Annotated in this window: 12 protein-coding genes and 1 pseudogene; 5 read left to right on the top strand and 8 right to left on the bottom strand. The window is 37.4% G+C overall.

Annotated features, from left to right (window positions below; translation table 11 throughout):
* Positions 1-238 precede the first annotated feature (238 nt).
* The gene (locus tag A9239_RS15720; RefSeq protein WP_048117688.1) at positions 239-1,603 is read right to left on the bottom strand and encodes an NAD-dependent succinate-semialdehyde dehydrogenase; all 1,365 of its coding nucleotides are present in this window, start codon (positions 1,601-1,603) and stop codon (positions 239-241) included.
* Positions 1,604-1,891: 288 nt separating this feature from the next.
* Here A9239_RS15720 and A9239_RS15715 point away from each other — a divergent pair, with 288 nt between their 5' ends.
* On the top strand, positions 1,892-2,287 hold the full coding sequence (locus A9239_RS15715; protein ID WP_048117691.1) for a hypothetical protein: 396 nt from the start codon (positions 1,892-1,894) through the stop codon (positions 2,285-2,287).
* Between the two features lie 348 nt (positions 2,288-2,635).
* Here A9239_RS15715 and A9239_RS20980 read toward each other — a convergent pair.
* From A9239_RS20980 to A9239_RS15700, 4 genes and pseudogenes are all read right to left on the bottom strand, one after another.
* Positions 2,636-2,763: pseudogene (locus A9239_RS20980) on the bottom strand (IS630 family transposase); the annotation flags it as partial.
* 145 nt (positions 2,764-2,908) lie between these two features.
* On the bottom strand, positions 2,909-4,615 hold the full coding sequence (locus A9239_RS15710) for a lipopolysaccharide biosynthesis protein (RefSeq protein ID WP_230669122.1): 1,707 nt from the start codon (positions 4,613-4,615) through the stop codon (positions 2,909-2,911).
* A gap of 214 nt (positions 4,616-4,829) precedes the next feature.
* Positions 4,830-5,285, bottom strand: coding sequence for a hypothetical protein (locus tag A9239_RS15705; RefSeq protein ID WP_048117694.1), 456 nt, complete (start codon positions 5,283-5,285; stop codon positions 4,830-4,832).
* A 234-nt stretch (positions 5,286-5,519) separates the two neighbouring features.
* The gene (locus tag A9239_RS15700) at positions 5,520-7,250 is read right to left on the bottom strand and encodes an ABC transporter ATP-binding protein (RefSeq protein WP_230629174.1); all 1,731 of its coding nucleotides are present in this window, start codon (positions 7,248-7,250) and stop codon (positions 5,520-5,522) included.
* Between the two features lie 753 nt (positions 7,251-8,003).
* On the opposite strand from A9239_RS15700, the gene A9239_RS15695 reads away from it, so the two are divergent.
* Positions 8,004-8,534 (top strand): RimK/LysX family protein, encoded by a 531-nt coding sequence (locus A9239_RS15695; protein ID WP_048117700.1) that lies wholly within the window; start codon positions 8,004-8,006, stop codon positions 8,532-8,534.
* A 767-nt stretch (positions 8,535-9,301) separates the two neighbouring features.
* Here the strand turns inward: A9239_RS15695 and A9239_RS15685 are convergent.
* Both A9239_RS15685 and A9239_RS15680 read right to left on the bottom strand, forming a co-directional pair.
* Positions 9,302-10,321, bottom strand: coding sequence for a glycosidase (locus A9239_RS15685; protein ID WP_048117706.1), 1,020 nt, complete (start codon positions 10,319-10,321; stop codon positions 9,302-9,304).
* A 30-nt stretch (positions 10,322-10,351) separates the two neighbouring features.
* On the bottom strand, positions 10,352-12,427 hold the full coding sequence (locus A9239_RS15680) for an amylo-alpha-1,6-glucosidase (RefSeq protein ID WP_080941460.1): 2,076 nt from the start codon (positions 12,425-12,427) through the stop codon (positions 10,352-10,354).
* A 560-nt stretch (positions 12,428-12,987) separates the two neighbouring features.
* Between A9239_RS15680 and A9239_RS15675 the strand changes: the two genes are divergently transcribed.
* A complete protein-coding gene (locus A9239_RS15675) occupies positions 12,988-14,148 on the top strand; it encodes an iron-containing alcohol dehydrogenase (RefSeq protein ID WP_048117709.1) in 1,161 nt (386 codons plus the stop codon).
* 7 nt (positions 14,149-14,155) lie between these two features.
* Here A9239_RS15675 and A9239_RS21020 read toward each other — a convergent pair whose 3' ends face one another.
* Positions 14,156-14,257, bottom strand: a complete 102-nt coding sequence (locus A9239_RS21020) for a hypothetical protein (protein ID WP_394298155.1) — start codon at positions 14,255-14,257, stop codon at positions 14,156-14,158.
* Positions 14,258-14,472: 215 nt separating this feature from the next.
* Between A9239_RS21020 and A9239_RS15670 the strand changes: the two genes are divergently transcribed.
* Together A9239_RS15670 and A9239_RS15665 are read left to right on the top strand one after the other, a co-directional pair.
* Positions 14,473-14,703 (top strand): hypothetical protein, encoded by a 231-nt coding sequence (locus tag A9239_RS15670; RefSeq protein WP_048117712.1) that lies wholly within the window; start codon positions 14,473-14,475, stop codon positions 14,701-14,703.
* A gap of 203 nt (positions 14,704-14,906) precedes the next feature.
* Complete coding sequence (locus A9239_RS15665; RefSeq protein WP_255361965.1) at positions 14,907-15,971, top strand: AI-2E family transporter; 1,065 nt, start codon at positions 14,907-14,909, stop codon at positions 15,969-15,971.
* The last annotated feature ends 1,108 nt before the right edge of the window (positions 15,972-17,079 follow it).

Raw genomic sequence — 17,079 nt, 5'->3', positions numbered from 1 at the left:
TTATTTTTACTCTTTATTTTCACTCCTTATTCGTAGATTGATTCCAAGAACAATATTTAACTCTAAGCGGGAAGTCCACCACCTGAGAATTAAACAGATTGCCAAGCTTAAACAAATTCCCTGGGTAAATTCTGGATAAGGTTTATTCAATAAAAACTTCAATCAATTATCAGTTCTTTAGACTCACTTGTTGACCACTATTCAATAAAAACTTCAATCAATTATCAGTTATTTAGACTTACTTGTTGACCACAACCGTCTTTATGTTTACAAATTCCTTAAGCCCATAATGAGAAAGCTCTCGTCCGATTCCGGATTTTTTTACTCCTCCAAAAGGTAGCCTTAGATCGGGTTTGACCATTCCATTAATGGCTACAAATCCGGATTTTATTCTTTTTGCCAGCCTCTGAGCTCTTTCAAGGTCTCTGGACCATATTTCAGCTCCAAGCCCTAACTCAGTGGAGTTTGCAACTTTGACAGCCTCATCTTCGTCTTTTACCGTGATCACAGAGGCAATGGGCCCGAAAACCTCTACATTGCAAACCTTCATATCGTTACTGGCTGCAGGAATGAGGGTCGGCCTGAAGAAAAAACCCTTACTCTGCTCCTCTCCGTAAACGTGAGGTTCTGCACCTTTCTTTTTTACGTCTTTCAGGACTCTTTCAAGACTATCAAGAAATTCTTTCTTTGCAAGAGGTCCAATATCGGTTTCTTCATCCATAGGGTCCCCGATTTTCAGTTCTTGAATTTCAAGCTCAAATGCCTCGATAAAGTCCACAGCGATAGCTTCCAAGACAATAAATCGCTTGGCAGCAATATGGCTCTGTCCGGTATTCAAAAAACTGGACTCTGCAGCAACCTTCACAGCTCTCTCGAGATCAGCGTCTTCAAGTACTATGAAAGGATCCGAACCTCCCAGTTCAAGTACGAGAGGCTTTACCAGGCTCCCTGCAAGTTCCCCTATCTCCGAACCTGCATCTATGTTGCCAGTAAGCGAAATCCCATCTACCAGCTCTTCTTCAATAATTTCCATTGCAGTTTTTGAGTCAATCAACAGGGTATTGAAAACATTTTCAGGAAATCCGGCCTCAAGGAATATTTTTTCAATTTCCAGCGCCGAAGCAGGCACATTCGAAGAATGCTTGATTACGCATACGTTTCCCGCACACATTGTAGGCACTGCAAACCTGAAAACATGCCAGAACGGCAAATTCCAGGGCATTATCCCGAAAATTACTCCAAGAGGCTCAAAGGTTACGTAACTTTTTTCAGCTCCGATATCTACAAATTCGTCTTTAAGGAACTTTGCAGCGTTTTCCGCATAGTAATCACAGAGGCAGGCGCATTCTTCAATCTCATCTCTTGACTGCCTGATAGGTTTTCCCATCTCTTTCGTAATAATTTCGGCATAAATTTCGGTATTCTGCCTGATGACCTTTTCAGCCCTTGAAAAGTATTTTGTTCTTTCTTCAACAGACAATGAACTCCACCCGGAAAAAGCAGCCCTAGAATTTTCAATCATGGACTCACATTCTTCGAAAGAAAATGAGTCATATGTCCAGTTTACTTCTTCAGTGTAAGGATTAACGGATTTTATTTTCATGACTTCCCCCCAAAAAGTCATCTAAAAGTCATTTAACAATATTGGAATTCCCAGTATTATAACTTAGGGAAATTGAACAGAATCTAAAGAATTCGGATCTTACCTACATTCAAAAAACATAATAAAGGGGAAATATCTGTGGTATATAACTGAAATATCTGTGGTATATAGCTATCTTTAATCTCATGTGATGAATTATGTTCAGAATCTAGTAGGAATTGTTATAAAATCCAGATATCAATTATAAAGTATCAATTAATAACGACATAATTATAAGTGGGGGAAAATATGAAAAAATCATTTATTATTTTGATAGTATTTTTCGGTGTATTCCTAGCCATCGGATGCGCTGGTCAGCAAGCTCCAAATGAAACGGAAACTCCAAAAGAGGCTGCAACCGAAGTCCAGGCAGTAACCGAGGCTGAAGCAGTAACTGAAACTGAAGCTGTAACTCCGGTTCAGGAAGGTGTAACCGCAACCGAGGCTGTAGAAGAAACTCCTGTTACAGAAATAACTTCTGCTGAAGTAGTTACCGAAGTAGAAAATGCAACTGAAACAGAAAACGTAACTAAGATTGTGAGTAGTACCCAAAGAAAGAAGGAACGTATTCTGGAGGCCATTCAAGCTGGAAATAATACCAGCGGAGGCGGAGTAATCAAAGTAACTCCTAGCAAGGGTTCCTAAATCTTTTGAAATTTGTTCAGATCCCTCTTCTCCAGATTTTATGTTGTAGTTTGCCTTTACATGCGAGCCCTTAAACGTATAAAGCGGTAGCTGTGGACGTTCATTCAACAACAAGGGTAATAAATGAGTAAAGTGTACCTTTATCAAAAAGTCACTTTTAGTATTGCAATTCCATATATCCTCAATAAGCCACGGATAAACACAGATGAACACAGATGTTTCAATTCGTGTTTATCCATGTCCATCCGTGATTCTTTTATAAAAAACTCATTAACCAGCGTTGATTTCAAAGTCCAGTTTTATTTCTCATAATTTGGAATCAATGCACACTATTTCCTGGCAATTTATTTATGGTGCACAATATTTTGACATTTTTTCATCAGCAACTTTTCGAATAAACTTCCAGTTGATATTACATTCATGCCCGCTTCTTTTTTAGTCCGGAAGCCCATTTTATGAACCAAAGTGCCTATTTCTGCTTTTTCGTTTCCGAAAGTTTATTCAAGCGACTTTTCTTTGTGAATATTTTCTTTGTGAGCGTTGAGATTGTACATGGACAAATGAATAGTTTTTGTTTTCGAATGCCTTTTTACAAGTTCCTTAACGAAATTAAATTTCCTTTCAGATTTTATTCTTTACACCACAAAGTAAGGCCGAGAACATTCTCTTAAATGTCGGGTCATCATGGAGGGTTATACCATAGTAGATAGGCGTCATAAGTACTACTGCGAGGAGAATTATATAAAAACTTACAGAGAACACTTTAAGCAAAATTAACGGTAGCAAAACGATGATGCTAATTGTCACACACTTAAGAAAGATTTTAGCGCTTTTTATTTTGTTAATTCCTGCGAGGTTCAGTAAATATGAATTGTTCCAGATCCAGAACAAAACTCCTGTAAAACTGAACAGGCCAAGGGCAAACTCGGGACTTCCATAAGTTCCTCCTATAACCAGTGCTATGACTCTTGAGATTAATAGAGTTATACTGAATGTAAACCAGACTCCTTGCTTATCAAACACCATGTAGAGAGATGAAATCGGTTGGGATATGAAGACAAGAAATATCCATGGAACAAGGATTTTTATATATATCCCTGAAATGTACCAGCTCTCTCCATAAATAAACGTAAATATCTCTTTTCCTAGAATCAGAAAGAGTAACGTAGGGAATACTCCTATTAAAATTAGCTTTTTGTAAACCTCTTCAACTATATCTTTCATACCTCCAGACTCATTCCCATTTTTCACTGCACTAATTTTCTGGAAAAAGACCTGCTCTATAGCTGCTCCTAAAAATCCCAATGGAATATTTAATATTTGATTTGCAAGAAAAAAATATCCTACAATACTTGTTCCATAATAATGTCCAAGCAAAATAGTCGGTATCTGTAATGAAATAGTGTTTGTAAGTGTAGATGAGGAATTAAATAATGGAAAATCTTTATATTGAATAGCTATCTCTTTTACTCTTTTCAGTGAAACTTTTTTGAAGATCCTTAAATCTTCCCTTATATCTTTCAGCATGAAAAAGTCTGCATTTCCATATCCCACAATATATCCGACTATCAAGCCTAACGGAGAGACATTCCATATAGGGATAGCTAACTGGAGTACTCCGGTTGAAACAGAATTTATCACTTTGGACCCAGCTATGACTCCAAAACTGGTCTTTCTTGAAAGCCAGTAGTTCTGCGTGAGAAAAATGCCGTTAAAAAATATTATTGCTGGAATGTAAATTAAATAATTTGAGATTTCCGGGGAATTAAGTAAATAATCAACATATTTTGGGAAAAACAGCAATATTAAAGCTGTTATTAAAGATGTAAGAGTTACCAGTATTGTACAGAGGCAAGCAAGGTTTGCAGAATCTTCCTCTGTTTTCGGCAACATGATAGCAAATTGATATGAAAAAGTAGAGAAGATCATCAGTATGCTTGAGATTGAAAGAATAAGATGAGAAATTCCGATATATTCAGGATTATAAATTTTAACGGCTAAAAATACAAAAATTATGCTCAGGATCTGTGCAGTGATATTTCCAGATACGAGTTTTAGTATATTGGTAATAAAAGAAGTTTTTTTAGGTTCTGACCTTAAATCTCCATTCCTTCCCCTTATGTCATCCAGAGTATCCAGCTCAATTTTTCCGATATCAGAGTATTGTCGCCCTTCAAATGCTCCTGTGTTAGGGCACCAGCCCATTAATTTTTTTACATATTCGAGAGTGATAGTCATACTACGCTCCCGTCCTTGCAATGTATATCTCTGGTATGTAAAGTCTATTGATAAGCACACTCTTGTTATTGTTATTTTCCCGGTAAACATCTTTAAGGCAATACAGGAAGGCTGTCAAACATAGGAAAGCTGTCAAACATAGGAAAGCTGTCAAACAAAAGCCGTAAATCAACATCAACTTTACTCTCCATTTATGCCATGAACCTAAGCTAGTAAGAAATGTTGGGGAGTGCATTAATGGAGAGTTAATTGAGTCAAGCTTGAAATAGTAAGCCAAGGCTACACCTCATTTTCCTTTCAGAATTCAGGTCTGTTCTACTAATTTCTTTAATTTTCGAAATAATTCGTCAGCTAATTTTGTTGGATCTTCCGTACTCTGAAGTTTGAGATTCATTTCCTCTGCAAAGTCCCAGAGCAGTTCAATGCATTCCCTGTATCTTTCACAAGATCCGCATTCTCCTTCGTGTTCATACCAGACCTGCATCCCATGTTTTGCCGAAACAAAAATTATTGCGTTGACTTTGAAGGGAATTGATCTTCCGAAGAGTATCCCTTTCTTTGAGTCAAGTTTTTCAACTTCGATCCTGTTTGCACTGGCCATCTCAAGCAGGGTTTCTTCAATACGCTTATCCATACTGAGGAGCGCTCTTGAGACCGCCTGCCTCGAGATCCTAAATTGTTTTGCAATATTAATGTTAGGGAGTCCATTACGGTGCAAGACCCAGAATTTGAATTGTTTCTCATCTACCGGAAGGAACATGTGTAAACGTACCAAGATTGACAATATATAATTTTCTATTTTAGAAGTTTTTAAATTATTCCAAGAATTATACATTTGAAATAAAAAACAGTAATTGGCATTGCTAGCACGAATATTTCCCTTTGCTTGCAGTGGATAAGGCCGCATAATCTTGTTTTTTATTATTAATACCAATATTACATTTGTTTATCATTGCCTTTGCAGGAGTTTTGTGTATAAATATATGAACTTTGTTTATAAAGACGTGGTCTCAGTCGATAAATCAAGATAGTTGCTTGAAAATAGAGGTGCCTTGTTATAGAGTTTGTAGTACTCACCCTTTAACTCAAGCAACTCATCGTGTTTTCCACTCTCAACAATCTCTCCGTTTTTTAGCACATAAATTACATCCGCATTTTTTACCGTCGACAAGCGGTGTGCGATAGTTATTACTGTCATATCCTTTGAGATTCTATCAATTGATTCCATTACGCGCTGTTCAGCTATGTTATCAAGTGAACTTGTTGCCTCATCTAAGAGCAAAATTTCAGGTTTTCGCAAGATTATCCGTGCAATTGCAATACGTTGCCGTTGTCCTCCAGAAAGTTTGATACCCTGGTCACCAATAATTGTATCGTAACCTTCAGAGGTCGCTATAATAAATTCATGAGCATCGGCAAGTTTTGCAGCTTCGATGATTTCCTCATCATTGCAGTCTAGACCAAATCGGATATTCTCTTTAATGGAGTCGTGATAAATAAACGTCTCCTGCCCAAGGTATCCGAGTCTCTTTAAATAATCAGAATGATTGAATTCGTTAAGATTTACTCCATCGACAAGGATTTCTCCAGATGTTGGCCTGTACAAAAGTGCCAATAAATTTGCAACTGTAGTTTTTCCAGCACCAGAATTACCGACGATTGCAGTTTTTGTGCTTTTTTTAATTGTAAACGACAAGTTGTTGATGGTATATTTTTGAGTGTCACTGTATCTGAAAAACACATTTTTAAAAATGATTGATTTTTGAAACAGGAATTCTCGCTTCTGCACGTTATTTAAATGAACATTCATATTATTTTTCTCCTGCAGAAAATTATATACTGCTTCAATTGCAGGAAACTGCTGTACTATTACACCAAACTGTGACTGGCAAGCGTTTAGGGCAGGTATTGTCCTGTAAAGAGCAAGCAGGAACGTCCCAAATATTCCTATATATGGCAAAAAATGACCATCAGTTAAATAGTAAAGCCCTGCAGCACCAAGTGAAATTATTAGAAAGATCAGCAGGTTATTTGCTGCGCCTGGCAGTCGTTGAAGAATCATAGCAAATACATAACTTTTTTTAATATTATCTACTGCCTTATTGTAATTCCCGGCCCAGAAATTGATTGAATCAGTAATAAATATTGTTTTAATTCCTGAAATAAACTCGTTATATATGACAGATTTTGCGCGTGCGGAGTGGTTTAAAACTAATGAATGTCTGTAAACTCTTGAAAAAATAACGTTTTTCATGAGAAAAACATAGATGGCTCCAAAAATTAGAATAAAAGTACTGATCTTGAAGGATAAAATAAAAATAAACGAGAGATAGAACAAACAAAGCAACAGATTCTGAAAAAAGCCTACAACGTTAAAAACAGCAAGTCCTGTTTGCTCTACTGCTTGTTGCCCAATATATAAAATATCACCCTGCTTATGACTGGCAAAATATTCATATGGCTGTTTTCTCAGGGTATTAAAAACCAGGCGATCAGTTGTATCCCTTACAGTAGCAAATGTCTTACTTCCAAGATACGAGACACCGACTTCTACTCCTGCACTAATTATACTTACAATAGCAAGTACAATAGCAGATACAAGAAATGGATTAAGATCTCCATAGGTACATGATTGATAAATTCTATCAAGAAAATTAGAACTCTGATTGATATTGAGTCCATAGTTAATAATTGGATAGATAAGGAATACTCTGAGAACATCCAAAAAGCTGAAAACTAGAAGACTTATGAGATAGATGCCTAACAGTTTTCTATGTGGTCTAAACAGAAAATAGAGTATTTGAAGCGAACTATTATTATTGGTCATTGAAACAAATTCCTTAGAGCGTTTCTGAAATTACATATTTTTCACTTTTAAAAGTTTAACATACTCCAATAATCAAACATTATCTGAACCGTGAGGAAATATTAATTTTTGAAATCAGTTTAATCTAGGACTCAAGTCTAGGACTCAAGTCTAGGACTCAAATCTAGGACTCAAATCTAGGACTCAAAGCTCTAACTGTTTTTTTATTTACCGATGGAGTGAGTGTAAATGTATGAATGTTGACTATATATACTTATTTGTTATTCCATTATGTATAAAAATTAGCTTATTTCTCTCTGACAACTTATCAAATGCAAAAAACTCGGAGATATTTATAAGTTGTAATTCTCACATTTTGAAGACATAATTAAATATTTAAGTACATTTATTATGATAAGATTGCCAGGCAGAGATAGCGGAGACATCCTATGTTTAGCTGTGAACAAAAAATCGGTTTTTGGGAGAAGTAAAAAATTCCTCAAACCGGAAAGTGTTTCGTCATAAACTCAAAAGACTTAATCTTTGAAGGTTAGGAAAAGTATCAGTCAGTAAATTAGAACCTGCCAAAACATACAGCTTAATTCTCAGAAAATTTATAAAGAAAAATAAAATCGACTTCGAGATTCAAATTCTTAAGAAGGGGAAGTGAATATGGACATTGAAGAAATTCAAGCAATCTTCAAATTTTCAGCCCTGGAAAAGCATATGATTTCCAGTTTTGGAATTTCAGAAGATCTATTTCTTCCTTTTCTGCTTTCATTAAAATCAGGAGGCTCCTGGAGTTATGCCTCTGAAGAAACAAAAAGCATGGCAGTAAAAGACGTGATCACTTATTATGATGAGGAGAGCAAAACCGGCTATACTCTGGAAAAGATATACTTCTTTATCGAACCCGAAGTCATAGCCGAGGAAGGAGTCATCCGAAGGCTGGAAAAATGCGGAACAAAAGAAGAAAGAGAACTGGTTGAAAGGCCCTACATAATAACCCTACATGCAAAAAACATCATATTTGCAGAGGTAAACCCTGATCTCAGGAAAATAACAATCAGGGAATTAAAGAAAAAACACATAAAACTGAAAGGTACGCCGGCATATAGTGCAGCTCATGAGATGGAACATCTTGAAAAGGGAGAAATGGGAGGAATTCCACTCTGGACTTTTGAGTACATTAAAGGCCAGTAAAAATCTCTAAAAAAAATTTAATGGATGGTGATATCTTAAAATTTAATAAATGAAGATATCTTAAAATTTAATGGATGATAATACCTTAAAATTTAATGAATAATAATACCTTAAAATTAAAACAGTTCCTAAATTTGAATACTAATCAATGTTAACTTTATTCTTAGATTAACTATCCAGCTACTTCAATTTCGGAGTTATTTTTCATATAAATTTAACATTTTATTATTAATATAATATAAAACTCAAAAATATTTGAGAGCTGTATATAGAACGTAAAGAGATTCTTACTCAATACCGCTTGAATCATGATACTATTGTCTCATATATTGAGGCTTTAGAATCTCAAAACAAAGCTAAAGATGTTCATTGAGGTTTTAGAATCTAAAGTAATTAAGCTTTAAGAACGGATAAATGAATTAAAGTCTTTGTTAAATTGGATTCAAGGCAAAAAGAAACGTCCTTCCAATGGTGTTATCAGCAAAAAGAAGCCTAAAACAGAGAGTTCACAAAAAGGAAGTATTAAACGTCCTGGTGGTCAGAAAAGAAATCCTGGTTCTACTTTGAACAAGGTTGAAGATCCTTATGAAATCATCTGCTATCAACCACATGAATGTAAATATTGTGGTCATAAAATAGAGGAATCAGAGATCATAGGCTACGAGACACAGTAGATAGGATGCTAAACATTAAGTTCCTTCCAAACCAGTGTTAAAACTAAAGATACAGGATTATGGTTTTCAGTAGACGATCATCCAGTTCCAGATTTATCCTCTTCTCAGATCAATATTCTTTCCCTTATTTTCTGCAAACCACCTGCAGTATTCTTCAGGGAACTGTTTTCCAGGGCACCCGCAGATATACTCCATGATATCACTAAATTTTGCACTGGCAACTGATACCGAGGTATCGGCAGCTCCGTAATAAATACGAATTTTATCGTTTACTAAGACCCATCCGCAGGGAAAAACAACGTCATTGACATCTCCACTGCGTTCGTATGTCTCACGAGGCCCGAAAATCCAGCCTTCCGACCTGCGGAGCACTTTCGTGGGATCTTCAAGATCAAGAAGAGCAAGCCCGAGCCTGTAACTTATTTTCGAGGTCGTCTGGCGTACTCCATGGTACATAATTAACCAGCCTTCTGGTGTACGGAGCGGTTGTGGGCATAAACCGATTTTATAAGCATCCCACCATCCACCTTCCCTGGCATACAGAAGAACTTCAGGTTTTTCCCAGGATTTCATATCGTAAGAAAAGGAGATCCAGATATTAGCTTTCAAAGTGTGAGTAGTAGGTGCAGGCCTGTGTAACATAGCCCATTTGCCGTTAAACCTTACAGGAAAAATAGCAGCGTCTTTATTATCTGGAGGCATCAAAGATCCTGCTCGGTCAAAATTACGAAAATCCTCGGTAAAGGCAAGGGCTGGCAAGGGACCACTATCCGAAAAAGCCACATATACTATAGCCCACTTTCCCATCTCATCGATGTAAGTTATGCGCGGGTCTTCAACGCCATATATCTCTTCAGGGTAATTTACGGGGTCCGGAAAAAAGGTTGGCTCACTGTCAATTTCCCAGCCATCAATTCCGTTTTCACTCCTTGCTACCGTAAAGTGAGAAAAACCCCTGTGGTCCTCAACCCTGACCAGTAACAGAATTTTACCATCAATTATAGCAGCTGCAGGGTTAAATACTGAATTAGCTCGATAAGGCCAATCTTCAACCGTAAGTATTGGATTTTTTCTAGACCGTATAAATAGCTCCCCATGGTCTTTCCAGTTCATATTATTCCCCTCCAGCTTATATTGTCCAGCTTATATTGTTCTCTCATTCATCTTACTCAATGAGAGGCTCGTCATATCCATTTCCTGGGATATTGTGCTTAAGACTGCTGGGGATATTGTGCTTAAGAGTGGCCTGATCTCAAGCACGTCCTCTACATATGCTCTAAAAATTTCTGCAACGCTCCAGGCCTGAGCTATGCATCCGCCTGGAGAGTAAGGATAATCGCCATTAAAAACTTCGGAAATGGTACCAAAGCCTTCGGTTTCAAGATGCGTGTTAAAGCCTTCCAGAAGAGCCCTCATATCTTCAAGACTCTTTTCGGAATAATTGTGAACCTTCCGGTAAGCTCTCACATAAGCGCCAAGGAGCCAGGGCCAGGCTGTCCCATTATGATAAGCTGTGTCCCGAGTGAATGCATCTCCATGATACTGTCCTTTATATAATGGGTTATCAGTCGAAAGACTTCTAAGCCCAAAGGGTGTCAAAAGATCTTTTTCAACTCTGTCCACAATCGCTTTTTCTTTCTCAGGGGGGAGCATGGTGTTAGGAAGAGATACGGCAAAGATTTGGTTGGGGCGAATTGCAGGGTCTTTAACCTCGTTTCCGGCTTCATCCTGATATACAAGGTCAAAGAGACAGTTAGTTTCCGGGTTCCAGAAAACGCTCTCAAAATTTGAGGCCACACCATCTGCAAGCATCTCATATAAAAAGACCTCTTTTCCAAGAATAGTACCCAGGCTGGAAGCAATTTTCAAGGCATTGTACCAGAGGGCATTAATTTCACAGGCTTTACCTACTCTAGGAGTTACTGCCCGCTCTCCAATTTTAGCGTCCATCCAGGTTAGTTGAGGTCCCTGCCGAATAAGATGATCAGAATCCATGCAGATTCCAAAGTTCGTACCTTTACAGTAGTTATCTATAATAGCCTCTATAGTGTCCCAGATATCTGCGAGGAAAAGAAAGTTGCCTGTATATGCAAAATAGCGGCTAACAGCATGGATAAACCAGAGAGAAGCGTCTACCGTATTATAGACTGGTTCTCCTCCAAAAGACGGAAAAGTGTTGGGAATTAAGCCTTTCCTGCAATATTTAGCAAAATTCATGAGAACGGACCTGGCTTCTTCATGACGATAAGGAATTAAGTACAGGCCAGTTAGAGATATCATGGTATCCCTTCCCCAGTCAGAGTACCAGTGATATCCTGCAATTACAGTATTTTCACCTGAAGAAGGATTCTTCACTGTAAAAGTGTCCGTTGCCCTGAGAAGTTTAAGGGCAAAAGGATCTGTAAGCCTGGAATTGAGAATAAGTAAGTTCTGGCGGTTTACTGCCCTTTTATAGAGTTCATCAACTTTTCTGAGATTAAGAGAAGGAATCTCGTCTGTTGAAGCAATGATAAAGAAACGAGAAATTCCCTGTTTGAGCTTGCCTTCGAAATATCCAGGACTGAAATTATCTTCCTGGTAGTTAAGCCCTCTTTGCTTTTCAGCATCATACTCCAGGTTATAGTACCACCTGGGATCAGAATGATATTCAAGATTGGATGAAAGAGAGAAGGTAAAACCATTAGAACTCTCCAGCTCTACTCCTTCCGGATGAGCTTTCTGAGAAAAAGAAAGGTATCCTGAGCGAGCAGTGTAATGGAAGTCTCTTGAGTTTATCAGTGGAAAAACTTTCAGCAAAGCTTCATCTTTTCTGGATTCGATATCATAGAGAATACAGGTCGTGTTACTGTTATGAATCATGAAGACTTTTTTCTTCACGGTAAAATCGCCAGGCTGGTAAATCCAGAGAGGAAATGGGTTTTGAAGGTATTCGGAAAGGCAATTGAAGCCCGTAGGAGAAACAGTATCTGGAAATTTATGGACTGCAAGTTTATAACTCTCTTCATCAGTAGAAATTTCCTCATCAAGGGAAGAAAGCAGTACAAACCTTCCTGGTGAGTTTTCTGGAGCAGCCACAAGCAGCCCGTGGTAAGTCCTTGTGTCTACCCCGATAACTGTAGAGGAAGCATATCCTCCAAGTCCGTTTCCTATAATCCACTCTCTTTTTATTCCTTCTTCATATGTTGAAAGACAATCTACCCCAAGCCTGATCCCACTCATGTATATTTAATTAGGATTGATTTATTAAATAGCTATACGTTTGGAAAAAAACAAACTTATCCATAGCTATTGGCTCTTTTTTTATACGTATTTAGTTCTCTGTTTTTTATGGGTCTTTATATTTATATTTACACAGTTATAAATTTAGTATCACTTTTTTATCCTGAAATGATTTCGCAGATTCAAAACCATTTGAATGTTCAATACGCGAATAGTAACAGACGGCACAAAAAAATTAAATGCTGAGTAAATTTAAGCTTCATTTTGGTAATGTAGAATGATTCTGTACAATGAAACAACTTCGAAGTTGAAGTGAAATGGTGATCACCCGTATACGACAGATCATTACAATTGAAAAATTAAGAAAGAAATGTAATTTTGGGATAAAACACCTTTTGCTCTCATGGCTTTTGTTCATGGCTTCAAAAATTATGTCCCGGAGCAAAACTTTATTAGTCACCGAGAAAAATAATTTCCATTAATATATTGAATTTCCAATAAAAAATTTATAAAGATCTGTTTAGGGTATCTAAAAAGAATTGCCAGGGGGAATATAAATCATGACCGAAAACAAAACATATACCTATCTGAACCCGAAAGTCGCCCTTATGGGAGCTGGCTGCGTAAAAGAAATCGGCAAGCATGCAAAAGATCTGGGAGCTACAAAAGCCCTTATAGTTTCCGGCAAAAGCAAGCATGGAGAACGGCTTGCACTGGACATATACAAAATTCTTAAAGACGCAGGCCTGGAAGGCACAATCTTTCCAGGAGCAGACCCTAATCCGACAGATACTTCAGTTATGGAAGGAGCGGATATTTACAGAAAAGAGGACTGTAATATAATAATCGCTGTCGGAGGAGGAAGTCCTATGGACTGCGCAAAGGCAATTGGCATTGTAGTATATAATGGTGGATTAATCAATGATTATGAGGGCGTCGGAAAAGTTACAAAAGGAATTCCTCCACTTATCACGGTAAATACGACTGCTGGCACTGCGAGTGAGATGACGAGTTTTACAATTATTACGGATACGAAGCGGCATATCAAAATGGCAATCGTCGACCCGCGCATTACCCCTTATATTGCAGTTAACGACCCTGAACTCATGGTCAGTATGCCACCTGCACTTACGGCTGCAACCGGTATGGACGCTTTAACTCATGCGGTTGAAGCTTACGTTTCTACCATGGCCACGCCTACAACAGATGCAGCTGCTATCAAATCCATAGAACTTATCTCAAAATATTTACGTGAAGCCGTTGCCCACGGAGAAGACGTGAGGACCAGGGATATGATGGCACATGCCGAATACCTGGCAGGTATTGCTTTCAACAACGCAAGCCTTGGTTATGTACATTCCATGGCGCACCAGCTAGGAGGACTTTATAACCTTCCACACGGGGTCTGCAATGCGATTCTTCTTCCGTATGTGGAAGCATACAACAAGAAAGTCGTCCCGGAACGCTTTGCAGATATTGCCCGGGCAATGGGAGAAAAAGTGGAAGGACTAAGCCATGAAGAAGCCGCAGACCGGGCTATAGAAGCCATCAGGAAACTCGCATTGGATATAGGAATTCCTTCCGGCTTAAAAGAGCTTGGAGCAAAGGAAGAAGATCTCGAACTTCTGGCTGAACATGCAATGCAGGATGTCTGCCGCCGAACAAATCCCAGAGAGCTTTCAAAAGAAGATATTATCGAGATTTACAGAAAAGCCTTGTGAAAATACCTTAAAAGAGCGATTCTGGAGATCTCAAATCTGTAAAATTCAAACCTGAAAGGTTCAAACCTAAAAAATTCAAGCCTGAAAAGTTCAAGCCTGAAAAGTTCAAGCCTGGAAAGTTTAATCCTGGAAAGAATACATGTAATTGGGATTTTAATTATTAATTCTCTTGCAAAAAAATGAAATATTATTATCCTTCTTTGTTTTTATTTTTCTTTGTGTTATGATAAGATTAGTAAGTTGTTTCTTCAAGTGAAGGTATTGAGATTGAATAAATAAGGAAAGTGATTCTTGATGAAACTGAATAGATCAGGAGAGTGATCCTTGAAATGGAAATTAGGGGCAATATTCTGGATCATGCGTATAGGATTGATGTTGAAGGGGAGCAAATTGCAGAAATCTCGAAAAAATGAGTTCACATCAGGATGCCTATGGAACATCAGGATGCCTATGGAACATCAGGATGCCTATGGAGTGAAAATTGAGCCTGGACAAAATGCACTCATTATGACAATTACAACAACTGCGCTCGATCAAATGGCATATGAGGACTGAGTTCTAGCCTGAGAAGAGTTAGAAGAAATGGCTGTGCTAAGGCAAGTAATATTTGATATATTTGACAGATGTTATTTTTAGAGAAGTTAAAAAGCAGGCATGAGTTTCTATAGTCACGAGGATAATAATGCAACTACTCAATAAGGTACAATGAGTTTTTGTTTCAATAGTTTCAATAATTACAGGCGCGACTATATGTATAACTGCGAAAGCAAAATTGGGGGGATGAAATTATAAATTCAAACGATTATTCAGTACCCGCTAAAATTTTACTTTACAGCACCGCTGCCGTTATTTTGACAATAGGGATGCGGGAAATTGCATCAATACTTACAGTCGTCTTTTTCTCTGTGTTTACCGCGTTGATCTTTACTCCGCTTGTCCGCTGGCTAAAACAAAGAGGTATTCCAGGTGTACTGAGTGTTATTCTGGTAATTTTACTATTTACTCTAATTATCCTGGTTCTTGGGATAATAGTTGTTGAAGCAGCATTGCAGTTTGGAAGTCAGATTCCGATTTATCAAGCTCAGTTGACCGAACTTGTGAATAATCTTGCAAAATATGTCCCTTCATATGAAGAATTTTCCATACAGTCGATTCTCCGTAGTATGGTATCGATAACAATTTCTCTCATGGCAAATACCGTTAATGGAATTGTGAATGCTGGAGCAACAGTCGGAATTATTATTGTTACAGCAGCATTTTTGCTAATTGATGCCGCCAATACTCCTGAAAAAGTAGACTCGGAAATTGGAAAGCAGTCCGAACTCCGCTTGAGGATGAGTAAATTTAGCAAAAAGCTGGTAAAATTCATTGTCATAAGAGCAGAAATAAACCTTATAACTGGTATTACAATTGCTCTCCTTCTCTTTATCGGAGGCATCGACTATGCTATTCTCTGGGGAGTCCTCATATTTCTATTAAGTTATATTCCCTATATTGGTCTGGTTATTGCTTCTGTTCCTCCCATAATGCTTGCGCTTTTCAAGTATGGGCCTTTAGGAGCTATCGCAGTCATTTTAATTATCGTCATTGTGGACGCACTTGCAGAAAATGTTCTTTTCCCATCCATTATGGGAAGAGGCTTGCAACTATCTCCTGCTTTCCTGTTTCTTGCTCTTCTTTACTGGAATTTTGTGTTTGGACTTGCAGGTGTGCTGCTTTCGATACCACTTACAATAGTTTTGAAGATTATACTTGAAAGCTTTGAGGAAACGAAATGGCTGGCAAGATTGATGGGCCCAATTGAAGAAACTGAAGTAAGTTAAGAAAATGGACTCTTTAAAAGTAAACTTCAAAAGTAAACTTTTGTGGAAATCTATTTTAAATCAAAGACCACTATAAAATTAGATAATATGAACAAGAAATAAACTTTTGTGGAAATTTATTTTAAATCAAAGACCACTATAAAATTAGATAATACGAACGAGAAATGGCGAATATAGGAGTTAAAACAAGAAGTTTGTGAAAAAAATATAAATCTTTTTCTGTGAGAAATTAAAGGTAGAGGTAAATCAAAATCCATGCTTGCCACCTTAAACAGGGATTTCCAATACCTTAATAGGTAATTGATCGATCACCACGCTACCTTATATCCAAAAACCGTGTCCTGACATCCCTGGCACAGTCCTGAACTTTTGAATTCCTTGACAAACGCTTCGCTTCGGAATTCGTCTTCGTCTACTCTCTCCTCACATAACGGACATATACACTTTGCAACTGTCTCAACTTCTCGCCGAAATCCTAGTGATTTTAGAAATCTCTTTTTATCTATATCCACATATATCAACTCTATAATTTCATGATACTATATGCTGTTTCCAAACAACCACCCAAAAAATAAGAAGCAAATACAGGTAGTTCAATTCTCTCAGCTTAAATGCCAGACGCTTTTCAGCATACGTATCAACAAACAATTATGTCTGCAATGATTGCAGTAATGTCTTTGTTTTAAGTATTGCTCGCGAATTTTTATTATAAAAGTAGCGTAGGATTTTCCTACCGTTTAAACACTTGTTTTAATATATTTTATTCGCGTATATAATAATATACAGAAACCAATATAAGTTTATTGGTTTTGTTAAGTTTTATTTCACAATAGTTAAAATTAAGTTTAAAAGTAATGGTTTAATTTAGCACTTTTTATATTCAGTTGTTTTGAATAACCATATGATTTATATCTATGATTATTGCTGCTGTTGAAATTGAGTGGAAAGTGGGTTGAGATAAGTGGAGAAGCTTCTATGTCACGAGGATAAATAATGCAACTACTCATAAGGTACAATGAGTTTTTGTTGCAATAATTACAGGCGCAACTATAAGTGCAGTTATTTAGACTCAAGAGCGGGTAAATACGTATAGTCACCATTTTAAATA

Origin of the sequence: Methanosarcina sp. A14 (assembly GCF_001729375.1) — an archaeon.
Classification (GTDB): Archaea; Halobacteriota; Methanosarcinia; order Methanosarcinales; family Methanosarcinaceae; genus Methanosarcina; species Methanosarcina barkeri.
The sequence above is the reverse complement of the archived record's forward strand: the minus strand, read 5'-3'. Positions and strand labels throughout refer to the sequence as shown.

What these genes read in the sequence shown, in the direction of transcription:
- A9239_RS15695 (WP_048117700.1), top strand. Translation starts at nt 8,004, where the DNA reads ATGGACATTGAAGAAATTCAAGCAATCTTCAAATTTTCAGCCCTGGAA.
- A9239_RS15710 (WP_230669122.1), bottom strand. Translation starts at nt 4,615, where the DNA reads ATGTTTACCGGGAAAATAACAATAACAAGAGTGTGCTTATCAATAGAC.
- A9239_RS15715 (WP_048117691.1), top strand. Translation starts at nt 1,892, where the DNA reads ATGAAAAAATCATTTATTATTTTGATAGTATTTTTCGGTGTATTCCTA.
- A9239_RS15720 (WP_048117688.1), bottom strand. Translation starts at nt 1,603, where the DNA reads ATGAAAATAAAATCCGTTAATCCTTACACTGAAGAAGTAAACTGGACA.
- A9239_RS15705 (WP_048117694.1), bottom strand. Translation starts at nt 5,285, where the DNA reads ATGTTCCTTCCGGTAGATGAGAAACAATTCAAATTCTGGGTCTTGCAC.
- A9239_RS15680 (WP_080941460.1), bottom strand. Translation starts at nt 12,427, where the DNA reads ATGAGTGGGATCAGGCTTGGGGTAGATTGTCTTTCAACATATGAAGAA.
- A9239_RS15675 (WP_048117709.1), top strand. Translation starts at nt 12,988, where the DNA reads ATGACCGAAAACAAAACATATACCTATCTGAACCCGAAAGTCGCCCTT.
- A9239_RS15685 (WP_048117706.1), bottom strand. Translation starts at nt 10,321, where the DNA reads ATGAACTGGAAAGACCATGGGGAGCTATTTATACGGTCTAGAAAAAAT.